The 20,815-nt window shown below is 73.9% G+C and carries 16 protein-coding genes; 12 read left to right on the top strand and 4 right to left on the bottom strand.

From position 1 onward, the window contains the following. The 3 genes from ACGF1Z_RS30395 to ACGF1Z_RS30385 all read left to right on the top strand — a co-directional run bounded on the left by ACGF1Z_RS30395 (window position 1) and on the right by ACGF1Z_RS30385 (window position 3,695). Window positions 1–1,047 (top strand): TIGR04222 domain-containing membrane protein, encoded by a 1,047-nt coding sequence (locus tag ACGF1Z_RS30395; RefSeq protein WP_393009238.1) that lies wholly within the window; start codon window positions 1–3, stop codon window positions 1,045–1,047. 31 nt (window positions 1,048–1,078) lie between these two features. Beyond that, window positions 1,079–1,849, top strand: a complete 771-nt coding sequence (locus ACGF1Z_RS30390; RefSeq protein WP_393009237.1) for a TIGR04222 domain-containing membrane protein — start codon at window positions 1,079–1,081, stop codon at window positions 1,847–1,849. 76 nt (window positions 1,850–1,925) lie between these two features. Next, entirely contained in the window at window positions 1,926–3,695 is a 1,770-nt protein-coding gene (locus tag ACGF1Z_RS30385) for an alpha/beta hydrolase (protein WP_393009236.1), read from the top strand. A 22-nt stretch (window positions 3,696–3,717) separates the two neighbouring features. Here the strand turns inward: ACGF1Z_RS30385 and hemQ are convergent, their stop codons facing one another. Both hemQ and hemG read right to left on the bottom strand, forming a co-directional pair. After that, entirely contained in the window at window positions 3,718–4,431 is a 714-nt protein-coding gene (hemQ, locus tag ACGF1Z_RS30380; protein ID WP_376628940.1) for a hydrogen peroxide-dependent heme synthase, read from the bottom strand. 17 nt (window positions 4,432–4,448) lie between these two features. After that, complete coding sequence (gene hemG, locus ACGF1Z_RS30375; RefSeq protein WP_393009235.1) at window positions 4,449–6,116, bottom strand: protoporphyrinogen oxidase; 1,668 nt, start codon at window positions 6,114–6,116, stop codon at window positions 4,449–4,451. Between the two features lie 138 nt (window positions 6,117–6,254). Between hemG and ACGF1Z_RS30370 the strand changes: the two genes are divergently transcribed. Then, the gene (locus tag ACGF1Z_RS30370) at window positions 6,255–7,271 is read left to right on the top strand and encodes a DUF4349 domain-containing protein (protein WP_393009234.1); all 1,017 of its coding nucleotides are present in this window, start codon (window positions 6,255–6,257) and stop codon (window positions 7,269–7,271) included. 5 nt (window positions 7,272–7,276) lie between these two features. Further along, on the top strand, window positions 7,277–8,650 hold the full coding sequence (locus tag ACGF1Z_RS30365; RefSeq protein ID WP_393009233.1) for an FAD-dependent oxidoreductase: 1,374 nt from the start codon (window positions 7,277–7,279) through the stop codon (window positions 8,648–8,650). 444 nt (window positions 8,651–9,094) lie between these two features. Here the strand turns inward: ACGF1Z_RS30365 and hemE are convergent, their stop codons facing one another. Then, entirely contained in the window at window positions 9,095–10,171 is a 1,077-nt protein-coding gene (gene hemE / locus ACGF1Z_RS30360; protein ID WP_393009232.1) for a uroporphyrinogen decarboxylase, read from the bottom strand. Window positions 10,172–10,262: 91 nt separating this feature from the next. Here hemE and ACGF1Z_RS30355 point away from each other — a divergent pair, with 91 nt between their 5' ends. The 7 genes from ACGF1Z_RS30355 (at window position 10,263) to ACGF1Z_RS30325 (ending at window position 19,216) form a co-directional block, all read left to right on the top strand. Further along, window positions 10,263–10,994, top strand: coding sequence for a DUF3000 domain-containing protein (locus ACGF1Z_RS30355; protein ID WP_393009231.1), 732 nt, complete (start codon window positions 10,263–10,265; stop codon window positions 10,992–10,994). 447 nt (window positions 10,995–11,441) lie between these two features. Then, entirely contained in the window at window positions 11,442–12,107 is a 666-nt protein-coding gene (locus ACGF1Z_RS30350; protein ID WP_017242457.1) for a response regulator transcription factor, read from the top strand. A gap of 144 nt (window positions 12,108–12,251) precedes the next feature. After that, window positions 12,252–13,535, top strand: a complete 1,284-nt coding sequence (locus ACGF1Z_RS30345; protein ID WP_393009230.1) for an HRDC domain-containing protein — start codon at window positions 12,252–12,254, stop codon at window positions 13,533–13,535. Between the two features lie 467 nt (window positions 13,536–14,002). Beyond that, window positions 14,003–15,217: a thiolase family protein gene (locus ACGF1Z_RS30340; RefSeq protein WP_393009229.1), complete on the top strand. Its 1,215-nt coding sequence runs from the start codon at window positions 14,003–14,005 to the stop codon at window positions 15,215–15,217. Continuing rightward, entirely contained in the window at window positions 15,214–17,352 is a 2,139-nt protein-coding gene (locus tag ACGF1Z_RS30335; protein WP_376628924.1) for a 3-hydroxyacyl-CoA dehydrogenase NAD-binding domain-containing protein, read from the top strand. Before ACGF1Z_RS30340 ends, ACGF1Z_RS30335 begins: the two co-directional genes overlap by 4 nt. 70 nt (window positions 17,353–17,422) lie before the next feature. Further along, entirely contained in the window at window positions 17,423–17,779 is a 357-nt protein-coding gene (locus ACGF1Z_RS30330; RefSeq protein WP_393009228.1) for an NTP pyrophosphohydrolase, read from the top strand. A 117-nt stretch (window positions 17,780–17,896) separates the two neighbouring features. Further along, window positions 17,897–19,216, top strand: a complete 1,320-nt coding sequence (locus tag ACGF1Z_RS30325; protein ID WP_393009227.1) for a phospholipase D-like domain-containing protein — start codon at window positions 17,897–17,899, stop codon at window positions 19,214–19,216. 64 nt (window positions 19,217–19,280) lie between these two features. On the opposite strand, the gene ACGF1Z_RS30320 is transcribed toward ACGF1Z_RS30325, so the two are convergent. Next, complete coding sequence (locus ACGF1Z_RS30320) at window positions 19,281–20,759, bottom strand: amino acid permease (protein WP_393009352.1); 1,479 nt, start codon at window positions 20,757–20,759, stop codon at window positions 19,281–19,283. Window positions 20,760–20,815 lie beyond the last annotated feature (56 nt).

The following is a 20,815-nucleotide window of genomic DNA, read 5'->3' as shown; positions in this document are numbered from 1 at the left end:
ATGATCACGACCGCTGTCGTCTTCTATGTCATCGGCGCCGCCGTCGTCGGCCTGCTCGTCACGAAGCTGAGGCGCACCCGGCGCGGGTCCGGCGGGCCCGTCCACGACCGCTACGAGGCCGCCTTCCTCAACGGCGGCCCGGCCCGGGTCGTGGACAGCGCGCTCGCCGCGCTGCAGGCCGAAGGCCGGCTCGTGATCGGCGGCCCGGGCCTGGTGTGGGCCGCCCAGCAGGGCGCCACCGCGCAGGACCCGGTGGAGCGCGCCGTGCTCGCGGAGCACACGGCGGCGGGCAACGGCGCCCTCGCCCCGCTGCGGATCGAGGTCATGCGGCACCCCGCCGTTCAGGAGATCGGCGACGCGCTGGCCGCGCGCGGGCTGCTCGTCGAGCCCCGGGCGCGGCGCTCGGCGATCCGCTGGAGCATCGGCACGGGCATCGCGAGCGTCTGCATGCTGCCGGTGACCCTGGTCGTGACGGTCATGGAGATGACGGGCCCGGGCAGCTCCGTGCCGTTCATCCTGAGGGTGCTGCCGGCGCTGTTCGGGGTCATCGTCACGGCCGTGGTCTGCGGGTCCTCGGTGGCGAGCCGGACGACGCCCGCGGGCCGGGCGGCCGTGACGGCCTTCGGGCGGGGCCACGCGCATCTCGCGGACCCGGGCACCCTGGTCGCCCTGCACGGGCTGCGGGCGCTGCCGGACCCTGCGCTGCGGGAGCAGCTGGCCACCGCGGCCCGCACCCCCGTGCACCGTCCGCGGCCGCACGCCTCGCACCGGGTCCGCTCGTCCTCGGGGTCCGACTCCTCCCACGACGCCGCCGTCCTGCCCGTGATGTGGTGCGCGTCGGCCGCCGGGGGCGAGACCGGGGGCGGCGGCTGCGGGAGTGGCAACTCCTGCTCCGGAGGCGGGAGCTCGTGCTCCGGCGGCGGGAGCAGCTGTTCCGGGGGCGGGAGCTCGTGCTCCTCGTCGTCGTGTTCCTCCTCCAGCAGCTCGTGCTCCTCCTCCAGCAGTTCCTGTTCCTCCTCCTCCAGCTCCTGTTCCTCCAGCAGCTGAGGGCACGACCCCCGGGGAGCCCGCCAATCGGGTGGCGGGCCGGTCCGTCCTGCCGTACAACCTGATCATGGTCTGGGTCCCGCTGCTCCTCGTCGCCTTCGTGGTCTCCGGTGTCGCCTGCGCGCGGGTGTGCCGGGACGCCGTCGCCGGCGACGGCCGGGGGCGCGGGGACGCGCTCTCCGTCCGCGAGGCCGCCTATCTCGCGGGCGGCCCGCTGCGGGTCGTCGACCTCACGCTGGTCGGCCTGCACCGCTCGGGGCTCGTGCTGCTCGCGCACACCGGCTGGGCGACCGTCGTGGACGGTGCGGGCGGCCGGGACGAGGTCGAGCGCGCGGCGCTCGGCGCGATCGGGCCGGGCGGCCAGGCCCGGATCGGGGACGTACGGCAGCTGGCCGCCGGCGCCGCGAGTGTCCGGGCGCTGGCCGACGGGCTGGTGGCGCGCGGGCTCGCGCTGCCCGAGGCCGAGCGGCGGGACACGGCCGCGGGGGCGCGCGGGGTGCGGGGCGCGTTCCTGCTCACGCTGCTGCTCGGGGCCGGTGCGGTGCTGCTGGGGCCGGCGGGCGAACGCGGGCCGGTGGTGGCCTGGTTCTCGCTGCCGCTCGTGGCGGCCGGGCTGTGCCTGCTGATCGCCAGGGCCGACGACCCCCGCCACGGCTGCTGGGCCTCGCCGGCCGGGCGGCGGCTGCTCTCGGGGCTGTCCCCCCACGACCCGCTGACGGCGCTCGCCCGGCGGGGCACGGAGGTCCTCGAACCGGAGCTGCGTGCCGCCTTTCGGGTACATGACAGGCGACACCCCGGCTAGGTCCTGGACGAAGCCGGGGCTCTGCGCCGACCCTCCTCGTGTCGCCCTGCTCCGCGGCCACGAAGGGAAAACGTCGATGAAGGCGGTCGCGCTGCACGCGCTGGTGCTGTCCACTCTCCTGACCCCGGCCCTGGCCGGGCCGCCCCGGCCCGACGCACCGCTCTCCGAGAGCCGCGGCGTGGCCGCCGCGGCGCGCGACGCGGCCGCCGCGGGGATCCGCTTCGGGCCGTGCCCGGCGGTCGAGAGGCTGCCGGCCCCGGTGGAGTGCGGCACCGTGCGCGTCCCGCTCGACTACGCGCACCCCGAGGGCACCCTCGTCCCGCTCACCGTCAGCCGGGTGAAGGCCTCGGGGCCCGCGGCCGACCGGCAGGGCGCGCTCGTCTACAACCCGGGCGGCCCCGGGGCCTCCTCCACGTACTTCCCGCTCGCCGCCGGGCTCCCCGCCTGGCGGCGGATCGCCGCCGCGTACGACCTGGTCGGCTACGCCCCGCGCGGGGTCGGGCGTTCCGCTCCCGTCTCGTGCCAGGACCCGGCCGACCGCGTGACGGGCCCGACCCTCGCGCCGGTCCACCCGTCCGAGGTCTTCAAGAAGGAGCGGATCGCCCGCGCCACCACGTACGCCCAGGGCTGCGCCCGCCGCACCGGGGCCGCGCTGAAGCACTACCACTCGCTGAACAACGCGCGGGATCTGGAGGTGCTGCGGGCCGCGCTCGGCGAGCGGCGCCTGACGTACATGGGCGCCTCCTACGGCACGTACTTCGGCGCGCTGTACGCGACGCTCTTCCCGCACCGCGTGCGCCGGATGGTCTTCGACGCGCCCGTGAACCCCGCGCCGCCGCAGATCTGGTACGTCAACAACCTCGACCAGTCCCTCGCCTTCGAGCGCCGCTGGGCCGACTTCCGCGCGTGGGCCGCCCGGCACGACCGGGTGTACGGGCTCGGCACGAGCGCCGACGCGGTGGGCGAGCACTACGAGAAGGTGCGCGTCGAGCTCGCGGCCGCCCCGGCGGGCGGGAAGGTCGGACCCGGACAGCTGCACGGGGCGATGCTGCAGGCGCTGTACGACGACCGCTTCTGGCCGGCCCGGGCGGCCGCCCTCGGGGCCTATCTGAAGGGCGACCCGAAGCCGCTGATCGCCCAGGCGGCGCCGGCCGCCCCGGCCCGCTCCGGCGAGGCGGCGGCCGGCGACCCCGGGAACGCGACCGCCGTCTACACGGCGGTCGAGTGCAACGACGCCCCCTGGCCGGAGGACTTCGCCGTGTGGGACCGGGACAACACCCGGCTCGCCCGCCGGGCCCCCTTCGAGACCTGGGACAACGTGTGGGCCAACCTGCCCTGCGCGTACTGGAAGGCACCGCGCCGACGCCCGCTGGACGTGCGGACCGGTCCGGGCGTGCTGCCGCCGGTGCTCATCCTGGCCGCCGAGCGGGACGCGGCGGCGCCGTACGAGGGGGCGCTGGAGCTGCAGCGGCGCCTGGCGGGCGCGGCCCTGGTGACGGAGTCGGACGCCGGTTCGCACGGCATCGGGGGCGGCGCGAACGCCTGCGTCAACGCCTATCTGGAGCGCTATCTGCTCACGGGAGCGGTGCCGGGCGCGAAGGCGGGTGGCACCCCGGGAGCGGAGTCGGGCACGGCCGGGGGCGCGGAGTCGGGCACGGAGGCCGGAGGCGACTTTGGGGAGACGACCGGCGCGTCGGCCGGCCCGGAAGGGACGCCGGTGCGGCGCGCGTCGTGCGCGCCGCACCCGGAGCCGGACCCGGTGTCGCTGGAGCGGCAGGCGGAGGTCCGCGAGCCGTCTGATCTTCCGGGTCGAGGGATCACCGCCAGGCTGGGCGCCGGACGGTGACCGTGTCGGGTGGACCGGGCCGTCAGGCCAGGCCGGCCACCAGGTCCGCCACGCTCTTGCGGCGGCCGGTGTAGAACGGGATCTCCTCGCGGACGTGCAGCCGCGCCTCGGAGGCCCGCAGGTGACGCATCAGGTCGACGATGCGGTACAGCTCGTCGGCCTCGAAGGCGAGGATCCACTCGTAGTCGCCGAGCGAGAACGAGGCGACCGTGTTGGCGCGCACGTCCGGGAAGCCGCGGGCCATCTTGCCGTGGTCGGCGAGCATGCGGCGGCGGTCCTCGTCCGGCAGCAGGTACCAGTCGTAGGAGCGGACGAAGGGGTACACCGATACGTAGTCGCGCGGGGTCTCGTCGGCCAGGAAGGCCGGGATGTGCGACTTGTTGAACTCGGCGGGGCGGTGCAGCGCCATGTTCGACCAGACCGGCTCGAGGGCGCGGCCCAGCCTGGTGCGGCGGAAGAGGTTGTACGCCTCCTGGAGCTGGTCGCTCGTCTCGGCGTGCCACCAGATCATCACGTCGGCGTCGGCGCGCAGACCCGACAGGTCGTACGTGCCGCGGACGGTGATGTCCTTGGCCGCGAGCTGGTCGAACAGCTCCTGGACCTCGTCGGCGTAGCCGCCGCGGTCCTCGGGCAGAACGTCGCGCAGCTTGAAGACAGACCACAGGGTGTAGCGGATGACCTCGTTGAGGTCCTTCGCCTTCTTACCGGCGTTCGGGATCTTTTCGGGCGCACTCATGCGTCCATTCTCGCCCGTCACGGACAGTGCCCCGCACCAGGGTCGCCCGTTTTCGACGTGGCGATGATCTCGTCCCCGATCCGGGCCGTGATCTCGTCGGCCGCGCGCCGCCCGGAGGCGATGCAGGCGGGGATCCCGACGCCCTCGTAGGCCGCGCCCGCGAGGGCCAGACCGGGCAGCGCGGCGACGGCGGCGCGGATGCGGGCGACGCGGGCGAGGTGGCCGACCGGGTACTGCGGCAGGCCGCCCGTCCAGCGGGTGACGGTGGAGGCGACGGGCCGGGCGGCGAGCCCGACGGCGTCGCCCAGGTCCTTGAGGGAGGAGTCCACCAGGTCGGCGTCCTCGCGGTCCAGCTGCGACTCCTCTCCGTGGCGGCCGACGGAGGTGCGCAGGACGAAGAGGTCGGGGGCGGCGTCGGCGACCCAGCTCCACTTCTGGCTGGAGAAGGTGGAGGCCTTGATGGTGCGGCCGTCGACGGGCGGGACGAGGAAGCCCGAGCCCGGCAGGGCGGGGAGGGCGGAGCCGGCCGGTCCGCCGGGCAGCTCGGAGCGGCGGAAGGCGAGGGTGACCAGGGCCATGGAGGCGTACTCGATCGCGGCGAGCTCGGCGGCGGCCGCGGGGGCGTGGGCCCGGAGCAGCGCGGCGGTGACCGGGGCCGGGGTGGCCAGGACGACGGCGTCCGCGTCGAGGGTCAGCGGCTCCCCGTTCGCGCGCCGGGTGAGCACCTGCCAGCCGGCCGGGGTCCGCCGCAGCCGCCCTCCGGGGACACGGGTGAGGATCTCGCCGCCGGCGGCCCGGATCGCGTCGGCGACGGCGCCCGGCAGGGTGCCGACGCCGCCGCGGAGGCCGGCGAACACGCTGCCGCCGAGGCCGGTGCCGGCGCCGGCGGCGTCGCTCGGGGTGGCGGCGCCGGCCTGCTGGACGGCGCGCACGGCCTCGGTGAGCGTGGGGTGACGGCGGGCGGCCGCGAAGAGCGCGGGCACGGCGGCCTTCATGGAGATGCGGTACGCGTCGCCCGCGTAGACGCCGCCGAGGAGGGGTTCGACGAGCCGGTCGACGACCTCGTGGCCCATCCGCTCGGCGACGTACGCGCCGATGGCGATGTCCTCGCCGATCTCGGTCGCCGGGAGCGCGAGGTCGCGGCCGATGCGGGCGACGGCCTCGGCGGACAGCAGGCCCTCGACGGCGCGGCCGTCGCCGGGCACGCCCATGACGTGGCCCTTCGGCATGGGGACGAGCGTGCCGCGGGACCAGACGGAGGCGGTGGTGGTGGCGGGGGCCTGGAGCCGGTCGCCGAGACCGACCTGCCCGGCGAGCGCGACGGCCTCGGGGCGGCGGGCGAGCAGGGACTCGGCGCCGAGGTCGACGGGGGCGCCGGCGATCTCTCCGGCGAGGAGCTTGCCGCCCAGGCGGTCGGACTCCTCCAGGAGGGTCACCCGGGCGCCCGCGGTGACCAGGCGGTGGGCGGCGGCCAGCCCGGAGATGCCGCCGCCGACCACGACGACGCGCGGTCCGCCCGGCCGCCCGCCGCCGGTCCGGGCGTCGGCGGCCCGGGCGCCGGCGGCCCGGGCCTCCGTGGCCCGGGCCTCCGTGGTCCGGGCCTCCGTGGTCCGACCGTCCGTGCGCTGCGCGTCCGTGCGCTGCGCGTCCGTGCGCTGCGCGTTCGCGTTCATGGGGCCGTTCATGGGACCACTCTCTCAAATCGCCCGCGCGGTCCCGTTCCGAGGCCCGACCGTGACCGCTTCGCGACCGCCGGACCGCAACCCCCTCCCCCGCCCCCGCGTCCAACGGGCATCACACACCGAGACCCCGGGGGGTACGGCATGCGAAGAGAGCGCACGGCCGCGGCGGCGGCGCTGCTGACGGCTTCACTCGTCCTGACCGGCTGCGCGGCCGGAGCGGACGACACGCGGGGCGACGCCAAGGGGCTGAGCGCGGGAAGGTCCGGGTACGCGGGCCCCGAGGCCGCGTCGGACGGCGCGGCGGACACCGCGTCGGGCGCCGGACGGACCACCGCGCCGCAGCCCCGGACCCCCGTCGCCGTGCGGCAGCACGTCATCCGGACCGCCGAGCTGGCCGTCGAGGTCCGGGACGCGGCGAAGGCGACGGCCGCGGCGCGCCGGGCCGCCGCGAACGCGGGCGGGCACGTCGAGAACGAGACGACCGAGCGGATCGACGACACCCACGTCACCTCGCGGCTGGTGCTGCGGGTCCCGCAGGAACGCTACGACGCCGTCCTGGCCGAACTGACGGGCGCGGGCAAGCTGCTGTCGCGCAAGGCGGACGCCAAGGACGTCACCGGGCAGGTGGTGGACGTGGAGAGCCGGATCGCGACGCAGCGGGCCAGCGTGGCGCGGGTACGGGCACTGATGGACCGGGCCACGCGACTGAGCGACGTGGTCACCCTGGAAGGCGAACTGAGCCGCCGTCAGGCGGACCTGGAGTCCCTGCTCGCCCAGCGGTCCGCGCTCGGGGACCGGACGTCGATGGCGACGATCACCCTCCAGCTCACCGAGCCGGAGACCGCGCCGGCCGCGGAGGACTCCGACCGGCCGGGCCTCCTCGACGCGCTGTCCGGCGGCTGGGCCGCGCTCGTGGCGGCCGCCGCCTGGATCCTGGTCGTCCTCGCCGCGCTCGCGCCGTGGCTGGCGGTGGCGGCGCTCGCGTACGCGGTGTGGCGGTGGGCGATCCGGCCGCGGCGGACCCGGGCCCGCTCGGCGCCGCTCGCGGGAGCGTCCGTCCCGGCGGCGCGAGGGGCCGGAAACCGGCCAGGGGCACCCGGTGAGGAGGAGCGGGCCCGCTCCGTCGCGCCCGGGGAGGAGCCGGGCCCTGAAGAATAGGGCTCATGAGCGAACGACTGGTGGTCATCGGCGGTGACGCGGCGGGCATGTCCGCCGCGTCGCAGGCGCGCAGGCTCAAGGAGCCCGGGGAGCTGGAGATCGTCGCCTTCGAACGGGGGCACTTCAGCTCGTACTCGGCCTGCGGCATCCCGTACTGGGTGGGCGGTGACGTCCCGGTGCGCGACGCGCTGATCGCCCGCGCCCCCGAGGAGCACCGGGCGCGGGACATCGACCTGCGGATGCGGACCGAGGTCACCGAGCTCGACGTCGCCGGGCAGCGGGTGCGCACCCGGGACCTGGAGTCGGGCGCGGAGTCCTGGACGGGCTTCGACAAACTGGTGATCGCGACCGGCGCCCGGCCGCTGCGGCCGCCGCTGCCGGGCATCGACGCGCCGGGCGTGCACGGCGTGCAGACGCTGGACGACGGGCAGGCGCTGCTCGACTCGCTGACGGCGGCCCGCGGCCGGCAGGCGGTGGTGGTCGGCGCCGGGTACATCGGGGTGGAGATGGCGGAGGCGCTCCTCGGCCACGGCTTCGAGGTGACGGTCCTGACCCGGGGCGAGCAGCCGATGGCGACGCTCGACCCGGACATGGGGCGGCTGGTGCACGAGGCGATGGACGGGATGGGCATCACGACCATCGCCTCGTCGCCGGTGACGAAGATCCTCACGGGCGGGGACGGCCGGGTGCGGGCGGTGGCCACGGACGAGGGCGAATACCCGGCGGACGTGGTGGTGCTCGGCACCGGCGTGGTCCCGGAGACCTCGCTGGCGCGGGCGGCGGGACTGCCGCTCGGCACGTACGACGGACTGCTGACGGACCTGTCGATGCGGGTGCGCGGGCACGGCAACATCTGGGCGGGCGGCGACTGCGTGGAGGTCCTCGACCTGGTGTCGGGGCGGGAGCGGTACGTACCGCTGGGCACGCACGCCAACAAGCACGGCCAGGTGATCGGCTCGAACGTGGGCGGCGGCTACGCGACCTTCCCGGGCGTGGTCGGGACGGCGGTGTCGAAGGTCTGCGACCTGGAGATCGCCAGGACCGGGCTGCGGGAGAGGGACGCCCGGGAGGTCGGGCTGCAGTACGTGACGGTGACCGTGGAGTCGACGAGCCGGGCGGGCTACTACCCGGGCGCGGCGCCGATGACCGTGAAGATGCTGGCGGAGCGGCGTACCGGCCGTCTGCTCGGGGTGCAGATCGTCGGCCGCGAGGGGGCCGGCAAGCGGGTGGACGTCGCGGCCGTGGCGTTGACGGCGGGGATGACGGTGGAGACCATGACGGCCCTCGACCTGGGCTACGCGCCGCCGTTCTCACCGGTCTGGGACCCGGTCCTGGTCGCGGCCCGCAAGGCGGTGGCGGCCGTACGCGCGGCGGGCTGACCGGGGCGGCCGGCGGCGGGTGCGTGCTGACGCCGTACGGGGCAGCGCACTGACCCGAGCGAGCGGCGACCGGGGCCGCCGGCGCCTCACGCGCGGAGGCCCGACGGGAGCACCGGCGCCCCTGAACCCTTACGGGCGGCGGGCTGACCGGGGCGGCCGGCGGCTGGGGTCACTCTCCGGCGTACGGCCGGGGGCCGGCCGGAGCGCTCGGTGGCGGAGGGCCTGGGCCTGTCGGCGCCGTACGCGCGGCGCGCCGCCCCGGACGGCCGGTGGGGATGACCTGCCCGCGTACGGGCCGCGGGCCGGCGCGAGCGCCCGCCGCGGAGGCCGGCCTGCTTCCGCCGGCGGCCGCGTGGCCCGGCCGCCGCCCGCCGTGTGCCGTCGGGCGGGCGGCGGGTGTCGGACGGCCGTGCGCGTGGGGACGTGTGCGCGTGTGGACGTATGTCAGACGGCCGTGCGCGTGTGGACGTAGTCGACCAGGCGCGTCAGGGCGTCCGGGTCCATCGCCGGCATGACGCCGTGGCCCAGGTTGAAGACGTGCCCCTCCAGACCCTTCGCGGCGTCGAGGACCTCGTCCGTCTTGGCCTCGACGACCTCGCGCGAGGCGAAGAGGACGGCCGGGTCCAGATTGCCCTGGAGCGCCTTGCCGGGGCCGACGCGGCGGGCGGCCTCGTCGAGCGGGACGCGCCAGTCGACGCCGACGACGTCCGCGCCGGCCTCGCCCATGAGGCCGAGGAGCTCGCCCGTGCCGACGCCGAAGTGGATGCGCGGGACGCCGTAGGAGGCGACCGCGTCGAACACCTTGACGGAGGCCGGCATCACCGAGCGGCGGTAGTCCGCCGGGGCGAGGGCGCCCACCCAGGAGTCGAAGAGCTGGACGGCGGAGGCGCCGGCCTCGATCTGCACCTTGAGGAAGGCCGAGGTGATCTCGGCGAGGCGGTCGAGCAGGTCGGCCCACAGCTGCGGGTCGCCGTACATGAGCGCCTTGGTGTGCTCGTGGCTGCGCGACGGACCTCCCTCGACGAGATAACTCGCGAGGGTGAACGGCGCACCGGCGAAACCGATCAGCGGGGTGGACCCCAGTTCGGCGGTGAGCATGCCGATCGCCTCGGTGACGTAGTGGACGTCCTCGGGGGTCAGGTCGCGCAGCCGGGCCAGGTCGGCGCGGGTGCGGATGGGCTCGGCGACGACCGGGCCGACACCGGGCTTGATGTCGAGGTCGAGGCCGATGGCCTTGAGGGGGACGACGATGTCGCTGAAGTAGATCGCCGCGTCGACCTTGTGCCGGCGCACCGGCTGCAGGGTGATCTCGGTGACCAGCTCGGGCCGCATGCACGACTCGAGCATGGGAATGCCCTCGCGGACCTTGAGGTACTCGGGCAGGGACCGCCCGGCCTGCCGCATGAACCAGACCGGCGTGTGCGGCACGGCCTCACGCCGGCACGCCTTCAGGAACGCGGAGTCGTACGTCTGCGGCTGGTGCTTCGTCGGGTTGCCCTCAGGGCGGTCATTGGCACTCACGCCCAGAATCTTCGCATGTGGCGAGAAGCCGCTCGCCCGGCCCGGGTGTCCCTCCCTGCGCACGGGCCCCGTTCCGCCTACTCTTCCCGGCATGGCTGCGGCTCAGGGACATTCTTCCGATCATTCCGACGGCATTCGAGGGACGGAGAAGGCGGCGGGCGACAGGGTGGACCCCACGACTCCGGCCCCGCCCCCGGAGGCGGACCCGGTGCCGCCCGCGTTCCGGCGGGCGGTCGAGGGACTGGGCGCGGTCCGGCTGCGGCCGGAGATCGAGGTCGACCCGACCCGGCCGCCGCAGCGGCTCGCGCCGTACGCCCACGCCCTGGAGGCGGCGGTCGTGGACGGCGAGGACGACCTGGCGGACGGGCGGCTGGTGCTGCTGCACGACCCGGCGGGGCACGACGCCTGGAAGGGCACCTTTCGCCTGGTGACCCTGATCAGGGCGGAGCTGGAGCCGGAGATGGCCTCGGACCCGCTGCTGCCGGAGGTCTGCTGGTCCTGGCTGACCGGGGCGCTGGAGGCGCGCGGCCTGTCGTACGGGGAGGCGAGCGGCACCGTCACGATGGCGGGCTCGCACTACTTCGGCGGGCTCGCGGAGCGGCGTCCGGCGACCCAGATCGAGATCCGGGCCTCGTGGACGCCGAAGGAGGGCCAGGCCGGGGTGCCGGACACCGGGACCCACCTGGCGGCCTGGTGCGATCTGCTCTGCCAGGTCGCGGGGCTGCCGCCGTCGGTGGACCCGGCCCCGGGGGCCGGCACGGGCACGGCCTCGGGCGCGGGCGTCGTCTCGCTGCCGCAGCGGCGCGGCCCGCAGCATCCCTAGCGCGGACGGCGGGTGCGCGGCCGGACGGCGAGGGCGGCGGGTGCGCGGCCGGACGGCGAGGGCGGCGGGTGCGCGGCCGGACGGCGAGGGCGTCACCCGAACGGCCGGGGCGGGACCCGGACCGCGCGTGCGCCACCCGCACCGCGACGGCGTCATCCGGCCCGCCAGGGCGTGATCCCGGCCCCGGCCGTTGACGGCGGGCTCCGTAGCGCGGACGGCGGCGTAATGAGGGTCGATTTCCGGACACTTTCGAGTGGGGCGGGCGTGAGGCTCGTACGATGATCGATCACGTATCCGAATTGCCCCAATTGTTACTCACCAAATCGTGATCTTTCCCTAAAGGCGGGCGGCCCAGCTGCCGAAGGAGTCAATGACCCCTTCACCTCGGGTCCGCCCCCGGCTTCTTCCCCGAGCCGGCTCCGTCCCCCACCTTCCCCAGGAGGCCTGGTGTCCGTTCTCCTCGAGCAGCCCGCAAGCCTGGTCGCCTACCGCCCGAACAAGCCGACGGCCATGGTCGTCGTGGCCGACCCACGCGTGCGTTCCACCGTCACCCGCCACCTGTGGGCGCTCGGAGTGCGGGACGTCATCGAGGCGTCGTCCATCGCGGAGGCCCGTCCCCGCGTCGGCAACCCGCGCGACATCTGCGTGGCCGACGTCCACCTTCCCGACGGCAGCGGGCTGACCCTGCTGTCCGAGACCCGCGCCGCGGGCTGGCCCAACGGCCTCGCCCTCTCCGCCGCCGACGACATCGGCGCGGTCCGCAACGCCCTCGCCGGGGGCGTCAAGGGCTATGTCGTCACCGGTACGCGCACCAACATCGGGCACCCCACCCGCCCCGGTGCCGCGCCCATCGGTTCCGCGGCCGCCCGCCTCGGCCACCGCCGCCCCCCGGGTGCCCCGAGCCACCCGGGCGGCTACCGCGAGCTCTCCGGCCGTGAGGTCGAGGTGCTGCGGCTGGTGGCCGAGGGACAGTCCAACAAGGCGATCGGCGTCTCCATGGGCCTGTCGGCCCTCACCGTGAAGAGCCACCTCGCCCGCATCGCCCGCAAGCTGGGCACCGGAGACCGGGCGGGCATGGTCGCCGTGGCCCTGCGCACCGGGATCATCCACTGACCGGCACGGCCTCACGAAGGGCGTGAAGCGCGGCAGTCGCCCGTCGACGGAACGTTCCCTCTCGCTCCCGCCGGTCCCCCCGGCGGTCGCGGGTTCGGGCTGTTCCGTCGATGGGCTCTTGCCATTCACAGATACCCTTGACAGGTGACCGACGCCCAAGACACCGCGAGTGACACCGCACTGCGAACCACCGGGGGCGCCCCCTCGGACGACGACGTCCCTGCGCATGGGCTGCCGATCCCGCTGCTCGAACCCCGGGAGGGCGTTCCGCCCGTCGTCGCGACCGAGGACGCCCTCGCCGAGGTGATCGCCGCCTTCGCGGCCGGCCGCGGCCCCGTCGCCGTCGACGCCGAACGCGCCTCCGGCTACCGCTACGGGCAGCGCGCCTATCTGGTCCAGCTGCGCCGGGAGGGCGCGGGCACCGCGCTCATCGACCCGGTGGGCTGCCCCGACCTGTCCGGCCTCGGCGAGGCGCTCGCCGGCACCGAATGGATCCTGCACGCCGCCACCCAGGACCTGCCGTGTCTGCGTGACATAGGCATGGTGCCGACACGGCTCTTCGACACCGAGCTCGCCGGGCGGCTGGCCGGCTTCCCGCGGGTGGGCCTCGGCGCGATGGTCGAGACGGTCCTCGGCTACGCCCTGGAGAAGGGCCACTCCGCCGTCGACTGGTCCACCCGGCCGCTCCCCGAGCCCTGGCTGCGCTACGCGGCGCTCGACGTGGAGCTCCTCGTCGACCTGCGCGACGAGCTGGAGAAGGACCTGGACCGGCAGGGCAAGCTGGAGTGGGCGCTCCAGGAGTTCGACGCCATCGCCTCCGCGCCGCCCGCGCCGCCGCGCAAGGACCCCTGGCGCCGGACGTCGGGCATGCACAAGGTGCGCCGGCGCCGCCAGATGGCGGTCGTACGGGAGCTGTGGACGGCCCGCGACAAGGTGGCACAGCGGCGGGACGTCTCCCCCGGCAAGGTGCTGAGCGACGCGGCGATCATCGAGGCCGCCCTCGCGGTGCCCCCGAACGTGGGCGCCCTCTCCGCGCTGCCCGGATTCGGGCAGCGGATGGGCCGGCGCCAGCTGGAGCAGTGGCAGGCGGCCGTGGACCGGGCGAAGGCCCTGCCGGACGCCGAGCTGCCGCAGCCGGGCCAGCAGGTGGCGGGTCCGCCGCCGCCGCGGGCCTGGGCGGACAAGGACCCGGCCGCCGCGGCCCGGCTCTCCGCGGCCCGAGCCGCGGTCTCGGCCCTCGCGGAGGAGCTGAACCTGCCGCAGGAGAACCTGATCACCCCGGACACGGTCCGCCGCGTCTGCTGGGAGCCGCCGTCCCCGGCCACCCCGGAGACGGTCGCCGCGGCACTCACCGGCCACGGCGCCCGCCCCTGGCAGGTCGGCCTGGTCACCCCGCTGCTGACGCGCGCGCTGGCGGCGCAGGCCTGAGCGCCGGACACCCGCCGTACGGGGTCCTCACTCCTCCAGGGGAATGAGGGCCCCGTCCTCGTCCCGGGCGCAGTTCCCGGTCTCCGCGCCCTCGCCCCTCCCCCGCCCGAGCCAGGGCTCGGACAGGGTGGGCACGAGCTTCGCCTGGCGCTCCCACCCTCCGAGCCGCGGGGGTGCGCCGGCGTCGCCGGGTGCCGCCAGGGCTGCCGGGGTGCCGTCGCGCCGTGGGCGTGGGGGCGGGCCCTCCCCTTCGCCCGTGCGGCCCTCCGGTGATCTCGGGCCGGTGCGCAGGAGGACCGGATGCCGTTTTCCGGTGCCTCCGTCGGTGTGACGTTCGCCGCTTGGGGCGGGGGGACTGGGCAGTCTGGTTACCCGCAAGTAGCATGGGGGGAGCAAGCGCGCGCTTAGCCGCGTGCCGGGCAGCGCGCCCGCAGCAGTGCCACCCCGCACCCTGGAGGAGAGCCATCGTGCCTCGTACCGTCAGGGACGTCGTCTTCGTCGACGGCGTCCGTACCCCGTTCGGCAAGGCGGGCCCGAAGGGCATCTACCACGAGACCCGCGCCGACGACCTCGTCGTCAAGGCCATCAGGGAGCTGCTGCGCCGGAACCCGGGTCTCGACCCCGCCAAGATCGACGAGGTCGCCATCGCCGCGACCACGCAGATCGGCGACCAGGGCCTGACCCTCGGCCGCACCGCCGGCATCCTCGCGGGCCTGCCGCAGTCCGTGCCGGGCTACTCCATCGACCGCATGTGCGCCGGTGCGCTGACCGCCGTCACCACGACGGCCGGCTCGATCGCCTTCGGCGCCTACGACGCCGTCATCGCCGGTGGTGTCGAGCACATGGGCCGCCACCCCATGGGCGAGGGCGTCGACCCGAACCCGCGCTTCGTGTCGGAGAAGCTCGTCGACGAGTCCGCCCTCTTCATGGGCATGACCGCCGAGAACCTGCACGACCGCTACCCGAGCATCACCAAGCAGCGCGCCGACGAGTACGCCGTGCGCTCGCAGGAGAAGGCCGCCAAGGCGTACGCCGACGGCAAGATCCAGCAGGACCTGGTGCCGATCTCGGTCCGCCGCACCTCGCCCGAGGGCGGCGAGACCGGCTGGGGCCTGGTCACCGCCGACGAGCCGATGCGCCCGGGCACCACGCTGGAGTCGCTGGCCAACCTGAAGACGCCGTTCCGCGTCCACGGCAACGTCACCGCGGGCAACGCGGCCGGCCTGAACGACGGCGCCACCGCCTCGATCATCGCCTCCGAGGACTTCGCCCGCGAGAACAACCTCCCGGTGAAGATGCGCCTCGTCTCCTACGCCTTCGCCGGCGTGGAGCCCGAGGTCATGGGCTACGGCCCGATCCCGGCCACCGAGAAGGCGCTGGCCCAGGCCGGCCTGTCCATCTCGGACATCGGTCTCTTCGAGATCAACGAGGCCTTCGCCGTGCAGGTCCTCGCCTTCCTGGAGCACTACGGCATCGCCGACGACGACGCCCGCGTCAACCAGTACGGCGGCGCCATCGCGTACGGCCACCCGCTCGCCTCCTCCGGCGTCCGTCTGATGACGCAGCTGGCCCGCCAGTTCGAGGAGAACCCGCAGGTCCGCTACGGCCTCAACACGATGTGCGTCGGCTTCGGCATGGGCGCGACGGTCATCTGGGAAAACCCCCACTGGGAGGGCAAGTGAGCACCACCGCTGAGCTTCTGAAGGGCGCCGCCGAGCTCTTCCCGGACGAGGTCGTCACCTCGGCCCACGTCCGTCACTTCGAACTCCCCGCGGGTGCGGGCCGGTTCGCGCTGATCACGCTGGACAACGGCTTCGACCACACCAAGCCGACCACCTTCGGCCCGCAGTCGCTCGCCAACCTCAACACGGCGATCGACCAGGTCGAGGCCGAGGCCGCGAACGGTGAGATCGTCGGCGTCGGTGTCACCGGCAAGCCGTTCATCTTCGCCGTCGGCGCGGACCTCAAGGGCGTCGAGCTGCTCAAGCAGCACTCCGACGCGCTCGCCATCGGCAAGGGCGGCCACGACGTCTTCAAGCGTCTGGCGGGCCTGGCCGTCCCGACCTTCGCGTACTACAACGGCGCGGCCATGGGCGGCGGCGTCGAGGTCGGTCTGCACTGCACCTACCGCACGGTCTCGAAGGCCCTCCCCGCCTTCTCGCTGCCCGAGGTCTTCCTCGGCCTGGTGCCCGGCTGGGGCGGCTGCACGATCCTGCCGAACCTGATCGGCGCGGAGAAGGCCGTCTCGGTCATCATCGAGAACAGCCTCAACCAGAACCGCCAGCTCAAGGGCAAGCAGGTCTTCGAGCTCGGCATCGCCGACGCCCTCTTCGAGGGCGCCGACTTCCTGGAGCAGTCCCTCATCTGGACCGCGCAGGTCCTGAAGGGTGACGTCACCGTCGAGCGCCCGGAGATCGACCGCGGCGAGGGCTGGGACCAGGCCGTCGCCAAGGGCCGTGCCATCGCCGACTCCAAGGTGCACGGCGCCGCCCCGGCCGCCTACCGCGCCCTCGACATCATCGAGGCGTCCAAGGACGGCGACCTGCAGAAGGGCTTCGACGCCGAGGACCAGGCCCTCGCGGACCTGATCATGGGCGGCGAGCTGCGCTCCGGCATCTACGCCTTCAACCTGGTGCAGAAGCGCGGCAAGCGCCCCGCCGGCGCGCCGGACAAGAACCTGGCCCGCCCGGTCACCAAGGTCGGTGTCGTCGGCGCCGGTCTGATGGCCTCCCAGCTGGCCCTGCTCTTCCTGCGCCGCCTGGAGGTGCCGGTCGTCCTGACCGACATCGACCAGGAGCGCGTCGACAAGGGCGTGGGCTACGTCCACGCCGAGATCGAGAAGCTGCTCGGCAAGGGCCGCATCAACCAGGACAAGGCCAACCGTCTCAAGGGCCTGGTCTCCGGTGTCCTGGACAAGGCCGAGGGCTTCGCGGACGCGGACTTCATCATCGAGGCCGTGTTCGAGGAGATGTCGGTCAAGCAGAAGGTGTTCGCGGAGGTCGAGGCGGTCGCCCCGGCGCACGCGATCCTCGCCACCAACACCTCCTCGCTGTCGGTGTCGGAGATGGCCTCCAAGCTCCAGCACCCGGAGCGCGTGGTCGGCTTCCACTTCTTCAACCCGGTCGCGATCCTCCCGCTGCTGGAGATCGTCCGCGGTGAGCAGACCGACGACGCCTCGCTGGCCACCGCGTTCGGTGTCGCCAGGAAGCTGAAGAAGACCGCGGTGCTGACGAAGGACGCCCCGGCGTTCGTCGTGAACCGCATCCTGACCCGCTTCATGGGCGAGATCCAGAACATCATCGACGAGGGCACCCCGGTGGCCACGGCGGAGAAGGCGGTCGAGCCGCTGGGTCTGCCGATGTCCCCGCTGGTCCTCCTGGAGCTCGTCGGCCCGGCCATCGGTCTGCACGTCTCCGAGACCCTGAACCGCGCCTTCCCGGAGCGCTTCACGGTCTCCCCCAACCTGAAGGCCGTCGTCGAGGCCGGCAAGCGCGGCTTCTACGTCTACAACGCGGAGAACGGCTTCAAGCCGGAGCTCGACCCCGAGGTCGCCGCGCTCCTGAAGCAGGGCGACGTCGTCCTGACGGAGGAGCAGGCCCGGGACCGCGTCCTGGACGCGGTGGCGCAGGAGATCGGCCTGATGCTGGAGGAGGGTGTCGTCGCCGAGGCGCAGGACATCGACCTCTGCCTGATCACGGGTGCCGGCTGGCCCTTCCACCTGGGCGGCATCACGCCGTACCTGGACCGTGAGGGCGTCTCCGAGCGCGTCAACGGCAAGCGGTTCCTGGCGCAGGGCGTGGCGAGCGTCCCGGCGTAACCCGCGCACTCACGCGTCCGTGTGAACGGCCCCGGCACCCTGGTGGTGCCGGGGCCGTCATGCTGGGTGCATGGATCTTCTGATCGTGGACGGGGCCAACGTGGTCGGGTCGGTGCCCGACGGCTGGTGGAAGGACCGGCGCGGGGCCGCGGAGCGGCTGCGGGACCGGCTCGCCGAGCGGGGCGGGCCGGCCGGGGGCGGGCCGTACGAGATCGTGCTGGTCGTCGAGGGGCGGGCCCGTGGGGTGGCCTCCGTGCCGGGGGTCCGGGTCGAGGAGGCGCCGGGCAGCGGCGACGACCTGATCGTGGAACTGGCCCGGGGGGCGGCGGACCGACCGTGCCTGGTGGTGACCGCCGACCGCGAACTGCGGCGCAGGGTGGAGGCGGAGGGCGCCCGGACCACGGGACCGCGTTCGCTGCTGCCCTGAGGCCTGCCCCTGGTCACGGGCCCGCGTTCGCTCCCGTACGAGACCGCCCCTTCATGATCGACAATGGCGGGGACCGGATCCCCGGTCCTCGTCTCCTTGTCGAACGGAAGCCTCTCGATGCGCATACGCGCCCTCAGACGCCTCGCGGCCGCCTCGGCCCTCGTCGTCGCCACCTCGCTCCTGGGCGCGCCCCAGGCGCTGGCCGAAGACCCGGTGCCCGTCACCGTACGGGCGAAGGCCGTCTTCAACGACCCGGCGACCAGCCCGAACGCCGTACGCGACGAGCTGGTGACGCTGATCCGGAACACGGAGCCGAACGGTCTGATCCGCGGCTCGATCTACCTCTTCACCGACGGCGTCGTCAGCGACGCCCTCGCCGCGGCCCACCGGGACCGCGGTGTCCGGGTCCAGATCCTGTTCGACCACGAGGCCGTGGCCGACCAGAAGCTGGAGAACGGGGTGTGGAAGGCGACCGGCAGCGAGTTCTCCACGCTGGGCGGGCGGTTCGGCCGGGTCGTGGACTTCGGGGAGAGCGTCGACGCGGACACCGCCGGCTCCTTCGTGCTCGGCTGCCCGGAGAACCGCGGCTGCATCGGCAACCGTGGGCTGAAGAAGTCCGACGGCGGTGTCGAGTACGCCATCAACCACAACAAGTACTTCCTGTTCTCCAAGGTCGGGGCCACGCCCGGGGTGGTCTTCCAGTCCTCGGCGAACCTGACGGCCAACCACCGCACCGGCATGTTCAACAACGCGGTGACCATCCCGCACGCGGGGCTCTACGACGAGTACACCCACTACTGGAAGGACCAGCTCACCCACGGGACGAGCGGGGCCGGGCTCGACGACTACTACCGGAGCACGGACGTCGGGGCCTACAAGACCTACTTCTTCCCCCGCATCGAGTCCGACCGGGACGCCCGGGACACGTCCGCCGTGGATCCCCGTGACGACGCCTCCACCGACACCGTGGTGTCCCTGCTGAAGAACGTCTCCTGCGACACGAGCCCCGCCACCGAGATCCGGGTCGCGATGTACGCCTTCACCCGGACGCAGGTCGCCGACCGGCTGGCCGCCCTCCAGGCCGCCGGCTGCCGGGTGCACGTGGTGGTGAACGGGGAGAACGGCAACGTCGGCTCGGGCGTGCGCGCCGCGCTCACCTCGGCCGGCCTGACGACCCTGCGGCAGTGCGCGGGCACCGCGGCCGGCTCGTACGGCCTGCACTCCAAGTACCTGCTGATCGACGGCTCGTACCTGGGCACCCCGCGCCGGCTGGTCTTCACCGGCAGCCACAACTACACCTACCCGAACCTGCGTTCGCAGGACGAGACGCTGCTGAAGATCGACCAGGCCGAGGTCTTCGAGGCCTACCGGCAGAACTTCGACACGACCCTGCTGGGCAGCGCCGCCTGCCGGGGCCCGCTCTCCGCGACCCCGTAGCAGGACACCCGACGACCCGGCACGCCCCGCGGGGCCTGCCGGGTCGGTGTCCCGGACCGTCGGGTCAGTACGTCGCCTCCCGGCCCGCCCGGCCCAGGCGGCTGTGGCTACGGCCGTACAGGAAGTAGACGGCCAGACCGATCACCATCCAGACCGCGAAGCGGAACCAGGTCTCGCCCGGCAGGTTGAGCATCAGCCAGAGCGAGGCCGCGATGGAGAGGATCGGCAGCACCGGCACCCACGGGGTGCGGAAGGCCCGGTGCAGGTCGGGGCGGGTGCGCCGGAGGATGATGACGCCGAAGGCGACCATGACGAAGGCGAAGAGGGTGCCGATGTTCACCAGCGTCGCGAGCTCGTTGATGCTGGTGAACCCGGCGACGATCGCGATGATCCCGCCGAGCAGGATGGTCGGGCGGTACGGGGTCCTGAAGCGCGGGTGCGTCACGGAGAAGAAGCGGGGCAGCAGTCCGTCGCGGCTCATCGCGAAGAACACGCGGGTCTGGCCGAGCAGCAGGATCAGGCACACCGTCGTGAGGCCGACGGCGGCGCCGAAGCTGATGATGCCGGCGTAGAACGGATGCCCGACCGCCTTGAAGGCGTCGGCGAGCGGCGCGCTGACGGACAGCTCCGTGTAGTGCTGCATGCCGGTCACGACGAGGGCCACCGCCACGTAGAGCACGGTGCAGATGAGCAGCGAGCCGAGGATGCCGCGGGGCATGTCGCGCTGCGGGAGCTTGGTCTCCTCGGCGGCGGTGGCGACCACGTCGAATCCGATGAAGGCGAAGAAGACCACGGAGGCGGCGGTGAAGATGCCCATGACGCCGAAGTTGCTCGGCTCGTAGCCGAAGATCAGCCCGACCATCGGCTCGTCCCAGCCGGAGATTCCACCCGGAGGAGTGACGGCCGGCGGGATGAACGGCTTGTAGTTGTCACCGACGATGAAGAACAGACCGGCGATGATCACGATCATCACCACGGTCACCTTGATGGCGACGACGATGGCGGTGATCCGCGCCGAGAGCTTCATGCCGAGGACCAGGATGGCGGTCAGCACGAGCACGAGGACGAAGGCGAGGATGTCGAAGGTGCCGCCCGGCACGTCGGGCCCTTCGAGCGCGGCCGGCAGGTGCCAGCCGATGTTGTCCATGAGCGAGCGCACGTAGCCGGACCAGCCGACCGCGACGACCGCGGTGCCGAGCGCGAACTCCAGGACGAGGTCCCAGCCGATGATCCAGGCCGGCAGTTCGCCGACGGAGGCGTACGCGAAGGTGTAGGCCGAACCGGCGACCGGCACCGTGGAGGCGAACTCCGCGTAGCACAGGGCCGCGAGCGCGCAGACGATGCCGGCGGCGACGAACGCGAGGGCGGTGGCCGGGCCCGCGTTCTCCTTCGCCACCTTGCCCGTGAGGACGAAGATGCCGGTTCCGATGATGACACCGACACCGAAGACGGTGAGGTCCCATGCGGACAGGGACTTCTTGAGCGCGTGCTCGGGCTCCTCGGTGTCACGGATCGACTGCTCGACCGTTTTCGTCCGGAACATCCCGGTGTTCGCGCGTGGCTGCTGATCCGTGCTCACGTCGTACCTCCCTGGCATGG

The sequence above is a fragment of the Streptomyces sp. NPDC048018 genome, assembly GCF_043202995.1.
Taxonomy (GTDB): domain Bacteria; phylum Actinomycetota; class Actinomycetes; order Streptomycetales; family Streptomycetaceae; genus Streptomyces.
This window is presented reverse-complemented; position numbering and strand designations above follow the sequence as displayed.